The organism is Curtobacterium sp. MCPF17_021 (genome assembly GCF_003234605.2).
Taxonomy (GTDB): domain Bacteria; phylum Actinomycetota; class Actinomycetes; order Actinomycetales; family Microbacteriaceae; genus Curtobacterium; species Curtobacterium flaccumfaciens.
In genome coordinates, this window is the sequence record NZ_CP126252.1 from 2,038,520 (window position 1) to 2,055,778 (window position 17,259).

16 protein-coding genes are annotated in these 17,259 nt (G+C 69.4%); 8 read left to right on the forward strand and 8 right to left on the reverse strand.

Annotation, left to right across the window (positions count from 1 at the left end; genetic code table 11):
- The first annotated feature begins 6 nt into the window (after positions 1 to 6).
- Complete coding sequence (locus DEJ29_RS09670; RefSeq protein WP_111094296.1) at positions 7 to 1,248, forward strand: glucose-1-phosphate adenylyltransferase; 1,242 nt, start codon at positions 7 to 9, stop codon at positions 1,246 to 1,248.
- 173 nt (positions 1,249 to 1,421) lie between these two features.
- Positions 1,422 to 2,060 carry a phosphoserine phosphatase SerB gene (gene serB, locus DEJ29_RS09675; RefSeq protein WP_110864534.1) on the forward strand — a complete coding sequence of 213 codons (639 nt, stop codon included), beginning with the start codon at positions 1,422 to 1,424 and terminating at the stop codon, positions 2,058 to 2,060.
- Positions 2,061 to 2,072: 12 nt separating this feature from the next.
- Here the strand turns inward: serB and fabG are convergent, their stop codons facing one another.
- On the reverse strand, positions 2,073 to 2,786 hold the full coding sequence (gene fabG / locus DEJ29_RS09680) for a 3-oxoacyl-ACP reductase FabG (protein ID WP_111094295.1): 714 nt from the start codon (positions 2,784 to 2,786) through the stop codon (positions 2,073 to 2,075).
- Between the two features lie 165 nt (positions 2,787 to 2,951).
- On the opposite strand from fabG, the gene DEJ29_RS09685 reads away from it, so the two are divergent.
- From DEJ29_RS09685 to DEJ29_RS09695, 3 genes are read left to right on the forward strand one after another with little or no spacing between them, the layout of a single operon-like run.
- Positions 2,952 to 3,374, forward strand: coding sequence for a DUF3099 domain-containing protein (locus DEJ29_RS09685; protein ID WP_051596733.1), 423 nt, complete (start codon positions 2,952 to 2,954; stop codon positions 3,372 to 3,374).
- Entirely contained in the window at positions 3,374 to 3,682 is a 309-nt protein-coding gene (locus DEJ29_RS09690; RefSeq protein WP_371830589.1) for a hypothetical protein, read from the forward strand. The genes DEJ29_RS09685 and DEJ29_RS09690 overlap by 1 nt, the downstream gene beginning before the upstream one ends.
- Positions 3,679 to 4,662, forward strand: a complete 984-nt coding sequence (locus DEJ29_RS09695) for an SURF1 family cytochrome oxidase biogenesis protein (protein WP_111094282.1) — start codon at positions 3,679 to 3,681, stop codon at positions 4,660 to 4,662. Before DEJ29_RS09690 ends, DEJ29_RS09695 begins: the two co-directional genes overlap by 4 nt.
- A gap of 487 nt (positions 4,663 to 5,149) precedes the next feature.
- Here the strand turns inward: DEJ29_RS09695 and DEJ29_RS09700 are convergent, their stop codons facing one another.
- Complete coding sequence (locus DEJ29_RS09700) at positions 5,150 to 6,748, reverse strand: ABC-F family ATP-binding cassette domain-containing protein (protein WP_071403762.1); 1,599 nt, start codon at positions 6,746 to 6,748, stop codon at positions 5,150 to 5,152.
- Between the two features lie 115 nt (positions 6,749 to 6,863).
- On the opposite strand from DEJ29_RS09700, the gene DEJ29_RS09705 reads away from it, so the two are divergent.
- Positions 6,864 to 7,463: a biotin transporter BioY gene (locus DEJ29_RS09705; protein ID WP_111094281.1), complete on the forward strand. Its 600-nt coding sequence runs from the start codon at positions 6,864 to 6,866 to the stop codon at positions 7,461 to 7,463.
- 282 nt (positions 7,464 to 7,745) lie between these two features.
- Here the strand turns inward: DEJ29_RS09705 and DEJ29_RS09710 are convergent, their stop codons facing one another.
- The 5 genes from DEJ29_RS09710 to sufB are packed head-to-tail and all read right to left on the reverse strand — an operon-like array spanning position 7,746 to position 11,961.
- Positions 7,746 to 8,075, reverse strand: a complete 330-nt coding sequence (locus tag DEJ29_RS09710; protein WP_017887270.1) for a metal-sulfur cluster assembly factor — start codon at positions 8,073 to 8,075, stop codon at positions 7,746 to 7,748.
- The gene (gene sufC / locus DEJ29_RS09715) at positions 8,075 to 8,848 is read right to left on the reverse strand and encodes a Fe-S cluster assembly ATPase SufC (protein ID WP_071403760.1); all 774 of its coding nucleotides are present in this window, start codon (positions 8,846 to 8,848) and stop codon (positions 8,075 to 8,077) included. The genes DEJ29_RS09710 and sufC overlap by 1 nt, the downstream gene beginning before the upstream one ends.
- Before the next feature lie 57 nt (positions 8,849 to 8,905).
- On the reverse strand, positions 8,906 to 9,232 hold the full coding sequence (locus DEJ29_RS09720) for a non-heme iron oxygenase ferredoxin subunit (protein ID WP_084740352.1): 327 nt from the start codon (positions 9,230 to 9,232) through the stop codon (positions 8,906 to 8,908).
- Positions 9,232 to 10,542, reverse strand: coding sequence for a Fe-S cluster assembly protein SufD (sufD, locus tag DEJ29_RS09725; protein WP_111094280.1), 1,311 nt, complete (start codon positions 10,540 to 10,542; stop codon positions 9,232 to 9,234). Before sufD ends, DEJ29_RS09720 begins: the two co-directional genes overlap by 1 nt.
- Positions 10,543 to 11,961 carry a Fe-S cluster assembly protein SufB gene (sufB, locus tag DEJ29_RS09730; protein ID WP_071403757.1) on the reverse strand — a complete coding sequence of 473 codons (1,419 nt, stop codon included), beginning with the start codon at positions 11,959 to 11,961 and terminating at the stop codon, positions 10,543 to 10,545.
- A 251-nt stretch (positions 11,962 to 12,212) separates the two neighbouring features.
- Here sufB and DEJ29_RS09735 point away from each other — a divergent pair, with 251 nt between their 5' ends.
- The gene (locus tag DEJ29_RS09735) at positions 12,213 to 13,187 is read left to right on the forward strand and encodes a COX15/CtaA family protein (RefSeq protein ID WP_071403756.1); all 975 of its coding nucleotides are present in this window, start codon (positions 12,213 to 12,215) and stop codon (positions 13,185 to 13,187) included.
- 517 nt (positions 13,188 to 13,704) lie between these two features.
- Here DEJ29_RS09735 and DEJ29_RS09740 read toward each other — a convergent pair.
- Positions 13,705 to 14,631, reverse strand: a complete 927-nt coding sequence (locus tag DEJ29_RS09740) for a heme o synthase (protein ID WP_111094279.1) — start codon at positions 14,629 to 14,631, stop codon at positions 13,705 to 13,707.
- A gap of 424 nt (positions 14,632 to 15,055) precedes the next feature.
- Here DEJ29_RS09740 and tkt point away from each other — a divergent pair, with 424 nt between their 5' ends.
- Positions 15,056 to 17,149, forward strand: a complete 2,094-nt coding sequence (gene tkt, locus DEJ29_RS09745) for a transketolase (RefSeq protein ID WP_111094278.1) — start codon at positions 15,056 to 15,058, stop codon at positions 17,147 to 17,149.
- Positions 17,150 to 17,259: the final 110 nt, after the last annotated feature.

Below are 17,259 nucleotides of genomic sequence, written 5' to 3' on the forward strand. Positions count from 1 at the left end.
AGCGGCATGGCACAAAAGAAGGTCTTCGGCATCGTGCTCGCCGGCGGCGAGGGCAAACGACTCATGCCGCTCACGGCCGATCGCGCGAAGCCCGCCGTCCCGTTCGGCGGCAACTTCCGTCTCATCGACTTCGCACTGTCGAACCTGGTCAACTCCGGTCTGCAGAAGATCGTCGTCCTGACCCAGTACAAGTCGCACAGTCTCGACCGGCACGTCGCGGAGACGTGGCGCATGGAGGGGCTGCTCGGCTCCTACGTCGCGTCCGTCCCCGCGCAGCAGCGGCTCGGCAAGCGCTGGTTCGCCGGCTCGGCCGACGCGATCCTGCAGTCGCTCAACCTGCTGCGCGACGAACGCCCCGACATCGTGGTCGTCGTCGGTGCGGACCACGTGTACCGGATGGACTTCCACCAGATGGTCGAGGCGCACATCGCCTCCGGCCGCAGTGCCACGGTGGCGGCGATCCGTCAGCCGATCGGGCTCGCCGACCAGTTCGGCGTGATCCAGGTGGCCGACGACGACCCGACGAAGATCGAGGCGTTCCTCGAGAAGCCGAAGGACGCGATCGGTCTGGCCGACTCCCCCGGCGAGATCCTGGCCTCGATGGGCAACTACGTCTTCAACGCGGACGCCCTCGTCGACGCGGTCCTGCGCGACGGCCAGCTCGAGACGTCCGCGCACGACATGGGCGGCGACATCGTCCCCGACTTCGTCAACCGCGGTGACGCCGGGGTGTACGACCTGCAGCGCAACGAGGTCCCCGGGTCCACCGACCGCGACAAGTACTACTGGCGCGACGTGGGCACGATCGACTCGTTCTTCGACGCCCACATGGACCTCATCGCCCCGGTCCCGGTCTTCAACCTGTACAACCAGGACTGGCCGATCTTCAACCAGCAGACGAACCTGCCGCCGGCGAAGTTCGTCCGCGACGCGAACGGCAACACCGGGTCCACGGTGGACTCGCTCGTGTCGCTCGGCTGCCTGGTGTCGGGTGCGCAGGTCGAGCGCAGCATGATCGGGCCCTGGTGCTCGATCGACTCCGGCGCAAAGGTCCTCGACTCGATCGTGTTCGAACGCGCCACCATCGGCGCCGGCGCGGTCGTCAACCGCGCCATCCTCGACAAGGACGTCGTCATCGCACCGGGCGCGCAGGTCGGCGTCGACCGCGAGGCCGACGAGGCACGCGGCTTCACCGTCACCGAGTCGGGGATCACCGTGGTCGGCAAGGGCGTCCGCGTCGACGCCTGATCCGTCACCGAGTCCGGGCTCCGCCCATGGGTCGGCAAGGGCGTCCGCGTCGACGCATAGGCACGCCGCGTAAGGAAGCAGACACCCGGGGCGCAGCCCCGGACGGACGGCCTGGAGGCACGGCTCGCGTCACGGACGCGGCCGTGCCTTTCGTCAGTCGGTACCGTTGGTGCGTGCCCCGCTTCCTCGTCGTCCTCGATGCCGATTCCACGCTCCTCGAGGACGAGGTGATCGAACTGCTCGCCGACAGCGCCGGGACCCGGCCACAGGTGGCGGCGATCACGGAGCGCGCCATGCGCGGGGAACTCGACTTCGCCGAGAGCCTCCGGGAGCGTGTCGCGACCCTTGCGGGCCTCCAGGCAGACGTCTTCGTCCGTGCACAGCAGTCGGTCCGTGTGACGCGGGGCGCCGACCAGCTCGTCCGTGGGGTGCACGCCGCAGGCGGCACCGTCGGCGTGGTGTCGGGCGGGTTCCACGAGGTGCTCGACCCGTTCGCCGAGCAGCTCGGCCTCGACCACTGCCGGGCGAACCGCCTCGAGGTCACCGACGGCGTGCTCACCGGCCGCGTGCTCGGCGACGTGGTCGACGCGCACGCCAAGGCCGTCGCGCTCCGCGAGTGGGCGGACGCCGACGGGGTCGACCCGGCACGGACCATCGCCATCGGCGACGGCGCGAACGACCTCGAGATGATGCGCGTCGCCGCGCTGTCGGTGGCGTTCGACGCGAAGCCGCGCGTGCGGGAGCAGGCGGACGTCGCGGTCGTCGACCGTGACCTGTCCGCCGTGCTCGCGACGCTCGGTCTGCGCGGCTGATCAGTCCGAGGGCTAGTGGCCCATCCCGAGGCCGCCGTCGACCGGGATGATCGCACCGGAGACGTACCCGGCGCCGTCGCTCGCCAGGAACAGCGTGGCGTCGGCGACGTCGTCGACCGTGCCGTAGCGGGCGGCCGGGATCGCCTTCTTGAACTCGGCCTGCAGCTCGTCGGAGAGCGCGGCGGTCATGTCCGTCTGGATGAAGCCGGGCGCCACGACGTTGGCGGTGATGCCGCGCGAGCCGAGCTCACGCGTGATCGACCGGGCCATGCCGACCAGGGCGGCCTTCGAGGACGCGTAGTTGACCTGGCCGACCTGGCCGTAGGCGCCCACGACGCTCGACATGAGCACGATGCGGCCGAACTTGGCCTTCATCATGCCCTTCGTGACGCGCTTGACGACGCGGAAGGTGCCCGTGAGGTTCGTGTCGACCACGCTGGTGAAGTCGTCCTCGGACATGCGGAGGAGCAGCTGGTCGTTCGTGATGCCGGCGTTCGCGACCAGGACCTCGATCGGACCGAGCTCGGCCTCGACCTGCGTGAACGCGGCGTCGACGGAGGCCGTGTCGGTGATGTCGGCCTGCACCGTCAGCGCGCCCTCGGGACCACCCTGACCGCTGCGCGACGTCACGGCGACCCGGTGGCCGGCTGCGACGAACCGCTCGGCCAGCGCGTGGCCGATGCCGCGGTTGCCGCCGGTGATGAGGACGGTACGGGGGGTGCTCATGGTCGCTCCGTTCGGTGGGATCTGCTCGGCACGCGGTGCCGGGGACCCGGCGGACACGCCCGGACGAGCGTACCGGAGCGGACCACCCCGCCGGTTCGCGCGCGGCGCACCCACGATCGGTCCGGCGGGATTAGGCTTGACCACGGGTAGACGGAGACCATCTGTATGAAGAGCACGCACACGAGCATCACGTCGCTGCCGGACACACCGGAGCAGGACCGGGCGCACCGCCTGTCCCGCTACGTCTGGCAGATGGCCATCCGAGTGGTCCTCTTCATCTCCGCCGTGCTCGTGTACTCGATCTGGCACTCATGGCTCGCGGTCATCCCGATCGTCCTCGCCGCGGTGATCCCCTGGGTCGCCGTCGTCATCGCGAACGCCGGCAGCCGGACCGAGAGCGACATGATCTCCCCCGCCGGGTCCATCGAGCTCTACGACGCCGTCGACCCGCGCCTCCGCGAACAGCAGGAGGACGCCCGGGCCCAGGCCTACCGCGACGAGCAGGACCGCCTCCGCCAGCAGGCGCAGCACGCGCAGGACGAGTGGCAGCGCAACGGCGACCGATCGAAGATGTGGGGACCCCGCTGATGGGTGCGACGTTCGACCTGCAGACCGAACCCGGATCCACCCCGGTGTGCTCGCGTGCCGGCTGCGTGTCGACGGCCGGGTGGCGTGTGAACTGGCGCAATCCCCGGATCCACGCGATCGACCGCGTGAAGATCTGGGCCGCGTGCGAAGAACACCGCGACTTCCTGGCCGACTACCTGCGGTCCCGCTCCTTCCCGGTGCGCGTCACCGGCATGCACGAGGACGTCGACCACCTCGACGACGAGCGCGAGTCGACCGCGGCGCCGAAGAACGACGTCGGGGTGCGCTCCACCGGCACCTCGCGATGACCGACGGCTTCGACCCGCAGTCCCGGTACGGCCGCAAGCACGCCGCCAAGCTGCAGCGCGCCGCCGCAGAGTCCCGCTCGACGGACGACACCAGGTCGGCCTCGTCCGGTCGGGACCCCGACGAACCGTTCGTGGGCTGGCGCTTCGTCCGGAGCCGCCGCTGGCTCGGCTACTTCGCGATCGCCGTCGCCTTCGCGATCGTGTGCGCACTGTTCGGCATGTGGCAGTGGGACCGCCGCAACGAGGCCGTCCGGCAGAACGAGCAGGTCGCGCAGAACTACGACCACACCCCCGTCCCCCTCGACCGGGCGCTGCCGAAGGCCTCGAGCTGGCAGGACGAGCAGGAGTGGCTCCGGGTCGCCGTGACCGGCCGCTACGACGTCGACTCGCAGCTGCTCGTGCGGAACCGCGTGCACAACGGGCAGCCCGGGTTCGAGGTCCTGACGCCCCTGGTCACGTCCGAAGGCCGCGCCTTCATCGTCGACCGCGGGTGGGTGCCGACCGGCAACGCCCAGGACGCCCCCGACCACGTGCCCGCTCCCCCGTCCGGCGAGGTCACCGCGATCGTCCGCCTGCAGCAGAGCGAACCGCGCATCCCCGGCCGATCCGACCCGAAGGACACCGACCAGGTGCAGTCGGTGACCCTGGCCGACGTGGCGAACAAGGTCGACGACCCGATCTGGACCGGTGCGTACGGGCAGCTCGCCTCCGAGTCCCCCGCCCCGACCGAGGCCCGCCCGCTCGGCTGGGAGCGTCCGAACGCCGACACCGGGCTGCACCTCAGCTACTTCATCCAGTGGTTCCTGTTCGCCGCCGGCGGCTTCGGGTTCCTGGCGTACGTGATGGTGCAGGAGTACCGGAACCTCAACCAGGACGACCCCGAGGAGCGCGAGCGCGCCATCGAGCGCGAACGCCGCAAGAACGCGAAGCCGAAGACGGACGCCGAGATCGAGGACGAGCTCATCGCGTCACGTCGCTGACGCGCGGCTGAGGCGCGGCTGAGGCGCGGCCGTGGGTGCGCGTCAGCGCACCGTGCGCACCTTGCAACCCGTGCGCACTTCCGCGCACCGTGCAGCGCCACAAGCGGGCACCCAGCACGCAACCCCGCACCGGATGGCGAACGCGGCACCGTGCGGACGGGAGGCGCGACGCACGACCGGCACCGCGCCTCCCGGCCGCACCGTGCGCACCTCGCAACCCCGTGCGCGCTTCCGCGCACCGTGCAGCGCCACAAACGGGCACCCAGCACGCAACCCCGCACCGGATGGCGAACGCGGCACCGTGCGGACGGGAGGCGCGACGCACGACCGGCACCGCGCCTCCCGGCCGCACCGTGCGCACCTCGCAACCCCGTGCGCGCTTCCGCGCACCGTGCAGCGCCACAAACGGCCACCCAGCACGCAACGCCGCACCAGACCGCGAACACCCACCGTGCGGACGGGCCTCGCCCGACCACACGCGCGGCGGCTACGCGAGCTCGATGAGCTCCGCGTAGTCCTTGTTCCAGTGGTCCTCGGTGCCGTCCGGCAGCAGCAGGACGCGCTCGGGGTTGAGCGCCTCGACCGCGCCGGCGTCGTGGGACACCAGGACGACCGCCCCCTCGAAGCCGGCCAGGGCGTTGAGGATCTCCTCGCGCGAAGCCGGGTCCAGGTTGTTCGTCGGCTCGTCGAGCAGCAGGACGTTCGCGCCGGAGACCACGATCATCGCGAGCGACAGACGGGTCTTCTCGCCACCGGACAGGACGCCGGCCTTCTTGTAGCCGTCGTCGCCGGTGAACAGGAACGAGCCGAGCACCCGACGGGCCTCGGTCTCGTTGAGGTCAGTCGACGCCGACACCATGTTCTCGATCACGGTGCGGTTGATGTCGATGTTCTCGTGCTCCTGCGCGTAGTACCCGATGCGCAGACCGTGACCGGGCTGGATCTCGCCCGTGTCGGGCTGGTCGGCTCCCGCCAGGATGCGCAGCAGGGTCGTCTTGCCCGCACCGTTGAAGCCGAGGATGACCACGCGCGAACCGCGGTCGATCGCCAGGTCGACACCCGCGAAGATCTCGAGCGACCCGTAGGACTTCGACAGCCCCTCGGCCATCAGCGGAGTGCGGCCGCACGGGGCCGGGGTGGGGAAGCGGATCTTCGCGACCCGGTCGGCGACGCGCTCGTCCTCGAGGCCGGCGAGGAGCTTGTCGGCACGCGCGACCATCTGGTGGGCTGCTGCGGCCTTGGACGCCTTCGCACCGAAGCGGGCGGCCTGGTCCTTGAGCGTGGCGGCCTTCTTCTCGGCGCCCGCGCGCTCCTTGCGGCGGCGCTCCTCGTCGGCGACGCGCTGCCGCTGGTACAGCTTCCAGCCCATGTTGTAGATGTCGATGGTCTGGCGGTTGGCGTCCAGGTAGAAGACGCGGTTCACGACCTCGTCGACGAGCTCGACGTCGTGGGAGATGATGATGACGCCACCGGGGTAGGTCTTCAGGTGTTCGCGGAGCCACACGACGGAGTCGGCGTCGAGGTGGTTGGTCGGCTCGTCGAGGATCATCGTCTCGGCGTCCGAGAACAGGATCCGGGCGAGTTCGATGCGGCGGCGCTGACCACCGGAGAGCGTCTTGAGCTGCTGGTCGAGGATGCGGTCGGGCAGCTTCAGGTTCGAGGCGATCGACGCCGCCTCGGCCTCGGCCGCGTAGCCACCGAGCGCGTTGAACTGGTCGTCGAGGCGGCTGTAGCGCCGCATCGCCTTCTCGGCCACGGCCGCGTCGTCGCTCGCCATGTCGAGGGTCGCGAGGCGGATGCCCTCCACGAGCTCACCGAGCCCACGGGCGTCGAGGATGCGCTTCCGCGCGGTCTCCTCCGGGTCGCCGGAGCGGGGGTCCTGCGGCAGGTAGCCGATCTCCCCGCCGCGGTCGATCGTGCCGCCGTTGGGCTGCGTCTCGCCCGCGAGGGCCTTGGTCATCGTCGTCTTCCCCGCGCCGTTGCGGCCGACGAGTCCGATCTTGTCGCCCTTCTCGACACGGAAGGACACGTCTTCCATGAGGAGACGAGCTCCGACGCGGATCTCGAGTTCGTGCACGGCAAGCACAGTGGACGTCCAATCAGTTGGTGGGTTTGCACAACGGTGTGTGCGTGAGGTGCACCGCTACGCTGACGGGACCGATGGTTCCGAACGGAACCAGCAGTCCATTCTAGGAGAATCCATGACGAATGCCACCGGGTTCGCTCCCCGCGCAGTCCTCGCCGACCGTCTGCGCACGCACGGGCTGGCCACCGACGCCGCCCTCGTCGCCGGCGGAGCCCTGTTCACCGCCGCCATGGCGCAGCTCGAGGTCCCGATGTGGCCGGTCCCGATCACCGGGCAGACGCTGGCCGTCGTGCTCGTCGGCGCGACCCTCGGCGCACGCCGCGGCATGCTCTCGCTGCTCGTCTACGCCGTCGCCGGTCTCGCGGGTGCCCCGTTCTTCGCCGACATGCAGGGCGGCCTGCAGGCCCTGGCCCTGCCGAGCTTCGGGTACGTCATCGGCTTCATCCCCGCCGCCGGGCTCGTCGGCTGGCTCGCCCGCCGCAACTGGGACCGCAACGTCGGCCGCGCCACCGTCGCGATGCTGCTCGCGAGTGCCATCCCGTTCGTGACCGGCCTGCCGTACCTGGCCGTGGCGCTCGGCCAGCTCGGCGCCCCGAACGACGTCCAGTCGGTGCTCGCCGCCGGACTGTACCCGTTCATCGTCGGTGGCATCGCCAAGGCCCTCATCGCCGCCGGCATCCTGCCGCTCGCGTGGAAGGCCGTCGGTCGCCGCTGACCCGTCGCACGAGAACGGCCCCGCACCGATCGGTGCGGGGCCGTTCTGCGTCCGGCGCAGGTGACCGGCCCGGCGGTCGGTCACGACTCCCCGCCGTCCAGACGCCGAGTGGTCGCATTCCGTCGCCTGGAGCGCTGTCAGCCGACAGAACGTGACCACTCGGCGAACCTGAGCGGATGGTCGCGACCACTCGGCGGCGCGCCCCGCGCGCGGCGTGCGCACAGACGGACGGGAGGCGCGGTGCCAGCTGGCACCGCGCCTCCCGTCCGTGGTGGGTCGCGACTAGATCGCGAACCCGAGGGCGCGCATCATCTCGCGTCCGTCGTCGGTGATCCGTTCCGGACCCCACGGCGGCATCCAGACCCAGTTGATCCGGAAGGCGTCCACGATGCCGTCGAGGGCGTTCGCGGTGTCACCCTCGATGACGTCGGTCAGGGGGCAGCCGGCGCTGGTGAGCGTCATGCTGATGACGAGCGCGTTGGCGTCGTCGTCCCAGGCGAGGTCGTAGATCAGGCCGAGGTCGACGATGTTCACGCCGAGCTCCGGGTCCTGGACCTCCTTCAGGCCCTCGACGACCTCGTCGAACTTGTCGGGAGCGAGTGCGGCGATCATCAGGCCTGCGCCTCGGCGGCGGCGACCTGAACGTAGCGGTCGTAGCCCTCGTTCTCGAGGCGGTCGGCGAGCTCGGGGCCGCCCTGCTCCGCGATCTTGCCGGCGACGAACACGTGCACGAAGTCCGGCTTGATGTAGCGGAGGATGCGCGTGTAGTGCGTGATGAGCAGTACACCGAGGCCGGTTGCGGCCTTGGCGCGGTTGACGCCCTCGGAGACGATCTTCAGCGCGTCGACGTCCAGGCCGGAGTCGGTCTCGTCGAGGACGGCGAACTTCGGCTTGAGGAGCTCGAGCTGCATGATCTCGTGGCGCTTCTTCTCGCCACCGGAGAAGCCCTCGTTGACGTTGCGCTCGGCGAACGACGAGTCCATCTTCAGGTCGGCCATCGACTGGCGGAGTTCCTTGATCCAGCCACGGAGCGCCGGAGCCTCGCCGTCGATCGCCGTCTTGGCGGTGCGGAGGAAGTTCGACACCGTGACGCCGGGGATCTCGACCGGGTACTGCATCGCCAGGAACATGCCGGCACGGGCACGCTCGTCGACGCTCATCGCGAGGACGTCCTCGCCGTCGAGGGTGATCGTGCCACCGACGACGTTGTACCGCGGGTGACCGGCGATCGTGTACGCCAGGGTGGACTTGCCGGAGCCGTTCGGCCCCATGATCGCGTGGATCTCGCCCTCGTTGATGGTGAGGTCGACACCCTTCAGGATCTCCTTGGTGCCCTGATCGGTGTCGATCGAGACCTTGAGGTCACGGATTTCCAGAGTGGACATTGCGTTCCTTCGGTTGCAGCTGTGTGCGGCGTCAGCCGCGGGAAGTGTTGGGGGTGCTCAGTCGACCGGGACGACGTCCTGCACGTCGACGTAGACGTCGCCGTCGCGGACCTCGACCCGGAAGACCGGGACGGGCTCGTAGGCCGGGAAGTTCTGCGGCTTGCCGGTGGCCAGCGAGAAGCGGGACCCGTGGGCCCAGCACTCCAGCGAGTCACCCTCGACGAAGCCCTCGGCCAGCGAGATGTCGCCGTGCGTGCAGGTGTCGCCGATGGCGTGGACCGTGCCGGACGAGTCCTTCACGATCGCGACCGCCGTGCCGTCGACGACCACCCGCATCGGGCTGTCCACCGCGATGTCGGCTTCGGCGCAGACCTTCTCGGCCATCAGGCGGTGGCCTCCGCGCCGTCGGCCTGCGGGGCGGATGCCTGTGCGTCGCCCGCCTCGACCGGTGCGGCGATGACCGAACGGCCCTCGGCCAGCTCCTGCTCGACCGCGGCGATGAGGCGTTCCTCGAGCTCGGGTGCACCGATCTTCTGGATGACCTCGACCAGGAAGCCGAGCACGACGAGGCGCCGCGCTTCTTCTTCCGGGACGCCGCGGGACTGCAGGTAGAACAGCTGCTCGTCGTCGAAGCGACCGGTCGCACTCGCGTGGCCGGCGCCCTCGATGTTGCCCGTCTCGATCTCGAGGTTCGGGATGCTGTCGGCGCGGGTGCCGTCCGTCAGCACGAGGTTGCGGTTCTGCTCGTACGAGTCCGTGCCGTCACCGGCGCGGCCGATCAGGACGTCACCGATCCAGACGGTGTGTGCGCCCTGGCCCTGCAGCGCGCCCTTGTAGTTGACCCGACCGCGCGTGTTCGGCGCGTCGTGGTTCACGTAGACCTGCTGCTCGATGTACTGGCCGGCGTCGGCGAAGTACACGCCGTACATCTCCGTGTCAGCGCCCTGCGCACCGAGGTGCGTCGAGGGGTTGACGCGGATGACGTCGCCGCCGAGCGAGACCACGACGTGCTTGAGGAAGGCATCGCGGCCGACCTCGGCGAAGTGGGTCGAGACGTGCACGGCGTCGTCGTCCCAGTCCTGCAGGCTGACGACGGTCAGTCGTGCGTTCTGCTGCGCGACGATCTCGATGTTCTCGCTCAGCAGGGCGCTGCCGCGGTTGTCGAGCACGACGATGCCCTGGGAATTCGGCTCGGCCGTGATGACCGTGTGCGCGGCGCGGGGCTGCGACCCGAAGTCGGAACGGGTCACGGTGATGAACTCGTGCGCTTCGGTGGCCTTGATCGTGATCGCCAGGACCGCGTCACGGGCGGTCCAGGCTGCGGCCGACGCGCGGTCCTCGGGCAGGCCGGCGGAGCCGACGCGGGGGTCGTCGCTGCGACCCCACTCGACGTCGGCGCCCTCGGACTGGCGGGCGAGGTACGGGTAGGCGGATCCGTCGAGCGCGCCGTCCAGCAGCGGCTGGAGCTTGGCGAGCGGCGCGAACTTCCAGTTGACCTCTCGGCCGGTGACCTTCGGGAACGCCTCGACGTCGCCGGACTGGAACCGCTCGGAGCGGGTCTGGACCGGCACCTTCTTGTCGGGGGCGTCCCAGCCGCCGTCGGAGTGGGCTCCGGCGCCGTGCTGGGTGCCGCCCTGCGCTGCGGCAGCGGGCTCGATCGGCTGGTCGATGTGGGGAGGGGTGGTGCTGGACATCTAGCCGACGGATCCTTCCATGCTCATCTCGATGAGCTTGTTGAGTTCGAGTGCGTACTCCATCGGGAGCTCGCGGGCGATCGGCTCGATGAAGCCACGGACGATCATCGCCATCGCCTCGTCCTCGGCCATGCCGCGGGACATGAGGTAGAAGAGCTGCTCCTCGCTGACACGCGAGACCGTGGCCTCGTGTCCCAGCTGCACGTCGTCGACTCGGATGTCGATCGCGGGGTAGGTGTCGCTCCGGCTGATCGTGTCGACCAGCAGGGCGTCACAGCGCACGGTGTTGGCGGCGTGGTGCGCGGCCGGGTCGACCCGGACCTCACCGCGGTAGCCCGCACGACCGCCACCACGGGCGATCGACTTCGAGACGATCGACGACGTCGTGTACGGCGCCATGTGGATCATCTTCGCGCCGGCGTCCTGGTGCTGACCGGGGCCCGCGAAGGCGACGGAGAGCGTCTCGCCCTTGGCGTGCTCGCCGGCGAGGTAGATCGACGGGTACTTCATCGTGACCTTGGACCCGATGTTGCCGTCGATCCACTCCATCGTCGCGCCCTCGTGTGCGATCGCACGCTTGGTGACGAGGTTGTAGACGTTGTTCGACCAGTTCTGGATCGTCGTGTACCGAACGCGGGCGTTCTTCTTCACGATGATCTCGACGACGGCCGAGTGCAGCGAGTCGGACTTGTAGATCGGGGCGGTGCAGCCCTCGATGTAGTGGACGTACGAGTCCTCGTCCGCGATGATCAGCGTCCGCTCGAACTGGCCCATGTTCTCGGTGTTGATCCGGAAGTAGGCCTGCAGCGGGATCTCGACGTGGACGCCCTTCGGGACGTAGACGAACGAGCCACCGGACCAGACGGCCGTGTTCAGCGCGGCGAACTTGTTGTCGCCGGCCGGGATCACGGTGCCGAAGTACTCCTCGAACAGCTCCGGGTGCTCACGGAGCGCCGTGTCGGTGTCCATGAAGATGACGCCCTGCTGCTCCAGGTCCTCGCGGATCTGGTGGTAGACGACCTCGGACTCGTACTGCGCGGCGACGCCGGCGACGAGGCGCTGCCGCTCGGCCTCGGGGATGCCGAGCTTCTCGTAGGTCGCACGGATGTCCTCGGGGAGGTCCTCCCACGACTGCGCCTGCTTCTCCGTGGAGCGCACGAAGTACTTGATGTTGTCGAAGTCGATGCCCGTCAGGTCGGCACCCCACGTCGGCATCGGCTTGCGACCGAAGAGCGACAGCCCCTTGAGGCGGTTCTTCAGCATCCACTCGGGCTCGTCCTTGAGGTTCGAGATGTCGGTGACGACCTCTTCCGAGATCCCACGACGGGCGGAGGACCCTGCCGAGTCGGAGTCGGACCAGCCGAACTCGTATTGGCCGAGCCCTTCGAGCTCGGGACGGTCGATGAGCACGTCGGACATGGTCTCCTCGTTTCCTTCTCGCGGGACAGCGTTACAGGTGTGAACCCGTGGCGTCTGGACGCCATTCCACCGCGGACCGCTGACATGCGGACCCGGTGCTGCTCCCTCGCAACGACAATGGTTCCACGCAGTCCGTGGGTTGATCGGCGATCTCGGCCCATTCGGAGCCGGCGCCTGCCTAGACTTGACTGCTGCTGAACCCTCGAATCCTACAGGTTCACTGCACGGAACAACAGGAAGGCACCACCCTCGTGACACGCGTCGGATCCCCCGTCGAGCAGGATCTCCGAACCGGACGGTGGTGGTCGCTCCCCCGCGTGGTCGACCGTCGTGTGGTCGCACTGGCCTGGGCGTCCTTCGTGGTCGAGGTCGTGCTGATCGGTACCGGAGGCCTCGTGCGCCTCACCGCGTCGGGCCTCGGATGCCCCACCTGGCCCAAGTGCACGGCAGATTCGCTGGTCTCCACGCCGGAGATGGGCATCCACGGCATCATCGAGTTCGGCAACCGTCTGCTCACCTTCGTGCTCGTGATCGTGGCCGTCGCGATGTTCCTCGCGGTCGTCCGGATGCTCCGCACGCGCCCCGAACTCTTCTGGCTCGCGTTCGCTCAGGGCGTCGCGATCCCGGTCCAGGCCGTCATCGGAGGCATGAGCGTCTGGACGAACCTGAATCCCTTCGTGGTCGGGCTGCACTTCGTCGTCTCCGCCGCCCTCACCTCGGTGACCGCTGCGCTGGTCTACCGCACGACGCACGGCCCGCGGACCGCCCAGCGGCTCGTCCCGCGCTGGTACACGGGTGTCGTCCGCGGCACCGTCGCCGCGGTCGTCGTGACCGTGCTCGTCGGCATCCTGACCACCGGCAGCGGCCCGCACGCCGGAGCCGACGCGGCCGTCGACGGTGGGCGTCTGCACCGCACCGGGTTCGACCCCGCGGTCATGGAGCACGTGCACGCCTGGCCCGCGTACGCCCTCTTCGCCCTGACCCTGGTGCTCGTCATCGGAGCCGTCCGCCTGGGCCGCCCGAGCAAGTGGCCGCTGCTGCTGCTCGTCGTCGAGTTCCTGCAGATCGCTGTCGGCCTGACGCAAGCACGCACGGGTCTGCCCGTCGGGCTCGTCGGCACGCACATGGTGCTCGCCGGGTTGCTCGTCGGTGCGGTGACCGCCGTGGTGCTGTCGACGCGGGCCTCGGCCGGCCGAGACGCCGTCCGGGAACCCATCGACGCCTGACGCCTGACGCCCGGGCGCGTCGCGCGCTCGACACCCGTTCTCCGACACCCCACGAGTCGTTCGACTCGTGGGGTGTCGCGTTTGTGGCGGACGTGGACGGGCGGGCGCTGACGACGCGGAACGACACTGCGGACGTCGTACGACATCGACTTCGTCGCTCGACATGCGCACCACGCGCGGTCCGCAGCGACTCGCGTCCGCCCCGCGGCCGACGGCGGTCACGCCGGACGGGAGGCCCGTGGCGGGCCCGCACCGCGCCTCCAGGCAGCCTCGTGCTCGACGCAGGACGCCGGCGTCCTGCCGCTACGCCGCCGAACGCACGAGACGCCGCCGGGTTCGGCGGCGTCTCGGCGTGGTGGCGGCGTCGTGCCGACACGACGGCGTCAACAGGACACGACGGCGTCAACAGGACACGACGGTGTCAACCGGACATGACGGCGTCAACAGGACACGACGGCGTCGAATCGACACGACGGCGTCGTGCGGACCGAGCGCGCGCGGGCGCCCGCTCGACCGCCTAGAAGGTGAAGACCTGCGGCAGCAGCGGGTCGATGCCCACGGCGATGAAGAGCAGCGTCAGGTACGTGATCGAGCTGTGGAAGACCCGCATCGGCTGCACGTGCTCGACGTGCTGGATGGCCCGCGAGTACAGGCGGTGCGACTCGACGACGAACCAGATGCCGCCCGCCAGCGCGACGACCGTGTAGAGCGGCCCCATGTGCCCGACGGGGATGAGCAGGAGCGAGCAGACGAGCGTCGCCCACGCGTAGAGCACGACCTGCAGGCCGACGACGGTGCGGCCACGGACCACGGCGAGCATCGGCACGTCGGCCGCGTCGTAGTCGTCGCGGTACTTCATCGACAGCGGCCAGTAGTGCGGCGGCGTCCACAGGAAGATCACCATGAACAGGATGACCGGGGTCCAGGTCAGCGACCCGGTGACGCCCGCCCAGCCGATGAGCACGGGCATGCAGCCGGCCGAGCCGCCCCACACGATGTTCTGCGGGGTGCGGCGCTTGAGCCACAGCGTGTAGACGAACACGTAGATGAGGATCGCGATGACGCTCAGCGCGGCGGCGAGCCAGTTCACCAGGAACCCGAGCACCGCGGTCGACAGGATGCCGAGCACCCACGAGAACACGAGGGCCTCACGGTCGGACAGCTCGCCGGTGACGAGGGGGCGGGTGCTGGTCCGCTTCATCAGGCGGTCGATGTCGCGGTCGATGTAGCAGTTGAAGGCCGACGCCGAACCGGCCGACATCGCTCCGCCGAGCATCGTCCACAAGACGAGCCACAGGTCGGGGACGCCGCGTTCGGCGAGGAACATCGTCGGCGCCGTCGTGACGAGCAGCAGCTCCATCACGCGCGGCTTCGTCAACGAGACGTACGCACGGACCTTGCGGGACAGCGGCGATCGGGGTCGATCGGTGTCGGGCCGGGTCACGGTGGCAGTCGGCAAGAGAACCTCAGTCTGTTCGCATCAGCTCGCACACTCGGTGGACGACTGCGACGGCGTCCGGGCATGCGCTGACCCGGAATGTCCACGGGTCCCGACCAGTTTACGGGATGGAAGCGCCGCGACGGTGCCCCGCTCCGACATCCCGGCGTGATCCGGACGCGCTCGACACGCCCGGATCGACCGTCGGCGGCCACCCCGGTGTGAACATCGGGGGTCACCTGAACCCCTTCTGAGTACCGGGTCACTATGCTGGACACGCCCTCCCGCAGTGCGCGCCCCGATGACGTCGGCCGCGATGAGCCGGTCGGCCGCCGCTAGACGGCGACACGACTCGGCCCCGGGATGGCCACATGTCCGTGCGATGGCACGAGCCCTCGCACATGTCGCATCAAGAAGGGTCAACATCCAAGTGGCTGAATTCACCTGGGACGCCATCGACCGGAAGGCCGTCGACACGGCCCGCGTTCTCGCCGCCGACTCGGTCGAGGCCGCCGGCAACGGTCACCCCGGCACCGCGATGAGCCTCGCTCCGCTCGCCCACCTGCTCTTCCAGAAGGTGATGCGTCGCGACCCGAGCGACTCCACCTGGATCGGCCGCGACCGCTTCATCCTCTCCGCCGGTCACGCCTCGATCCTCCAGTACGTGCAGTTCTACCTGCACGGCTACGGGCTCGAGATCGACGACCTGCAGCACCTGCGCAAGTGGGGCTCGAAGACCCCGGGTCACCCGGAGTACGGCCACACCGACGGTGTCGAGATCACCACGGGCCCGCTCGGCCAGGGCCTCGCGTCCTCGGTCGGCTTCGCCTACGCCCAGCGCTTCGAGCGCGGCCTGTTCGACCCGGAGACCCCGGCCGGCCAGTCGCCGTTCGACCACTACACCTACGTGATCGCCGGCGACGGTGACATGCAGGAAGGCGTGACGAACGAGTCCGGCTCGCTCGCTGGCCGTCAGCAGCTCGGCAACCTCATCGCGTTCTACGACTCGAACCAGATCTCGATCGAGGACAACACCGACATCGCGTTCTCGGAGAGCGTCGCCGACCGCTACGAGGCGCTCGGCTGGCACGTCCAGATCGTCGACTGGAAGAAGACCGGCGAGTACTCCGAGGACGTCGAGGAGCTCCACGCCGCGATCGAGGCCGCCAAGCAGGTCACCGACAAGCCGTCGCTCATCGTCCTCAAGACGATCATCGGCTGGCCGTCGCCGACCAAGCAGAACTCGGGCAAGATCCACGGTTCGGCGCTCGGCGCCGACGAGATCAAGGGCCTCAAGGAGATCCTCGGCTTCGACACCGAGAAGACCTTCGAGGTCGCCCCCGAGGTCCTCGAGTACACCCGCGGCGCCGTCGCCAAGGGCCAGGCCGAGCACGCCGAGTGGCAGAAGTCCTTCGACGCGTGGGCCGCTGCCAACGCCGACAAGAAGGCGCTGTTCGACCGCGTCCAGTCGAAGGAGCTCCCGGAGGGCCTCGAAGCAGCGCTCCCGGTCTTCCCGACCGACAAGGCCGTCTCGACCCGTGCCGCCTCCGGCAAGGTCATCAACGCCATCGCGCCGCTGATGCCCGAGTTCTGGGGCGGTTCCGCCGACCTTGCCGAGTCGAACCTCACCACGATCGAGGGCGCCAAATCCTTCGGTCCGGCCGAGGCCTCGACCTCGACGTGGAGCACCGACCCGTACGGCCGCGTGCTGCACTTCGGCATCCGCGAGCACGCCATGGGCTCGATCCTGAACGGCATCGTCCTGCACGGGAACACCCGCCCCTTCGGTGGCACGTTCCTCATCTTCAGCGACTACATGCGTCCGGCGGTCCGTCTCGCCGCGCTCATGCAGGCGCCGGCGATCTACGTCTGGACCCACGACTCCATCGCCCTCGGCGAGGACGGCCCGACGCACCAGCCGATCGAGCAGGTCTCGTCGCTCCGTGCGATCCCCGGTCTCGACGTCGTCCGCCCGGCCGACGCCAACGAGGTCGCGTACGCGTGGCTCGAGATGCTCAAGCACACCGACCGCCCGGCCGGCATCGCGCTGAGCCGTCAGAACCTCCCCGTGTTCGAGCGTGGCGAGGGTGACGCCTCCGGTGAGGTCTTCGCTTCGGCGAAGAACGTCGCCAAGGGTGCGTACATCCTGGCCGAGGCGCCCAACGGCACCCCGGACGTCATCCTCATCGCGACCGGTTCCGAGGTCCAGATCGCGGTCGATGCTCGCGAGCAGCTCAAGGCCGAGGGCATCAACGCCCGCGTCGTGAGCGCGCCGTCGATCGAGTGGTTCCGCGCCCAGTCCGAGAACTACCAGGACCAGGTGCTCCCGAAGAACGTCACCGCTCGCGTGTCGGTCGAGGCCGGCATCGCCATGAGCTGGCGCGACATCGTCGGCGACAAGGGCCGCAGCGTCTCAATCGAGCACTTCGGTGCCTCGGCCGACTACCAGACGCTCTTCAAGGAGTTCGGCTTCACGACGGAGCACGTCGTGGCCGCCGCGAAGGAATCGATCGCAGCTTCCTGACCTGCAAGGGCCGGGTCCGGTTTCCGGATCCGGCCCTTCTTCCGGGAGGCCCGGCTCGGTTCCGCCACGGGCCTCCCGTCCCCGAAACCCCGACTCACGGTCCTCACGGA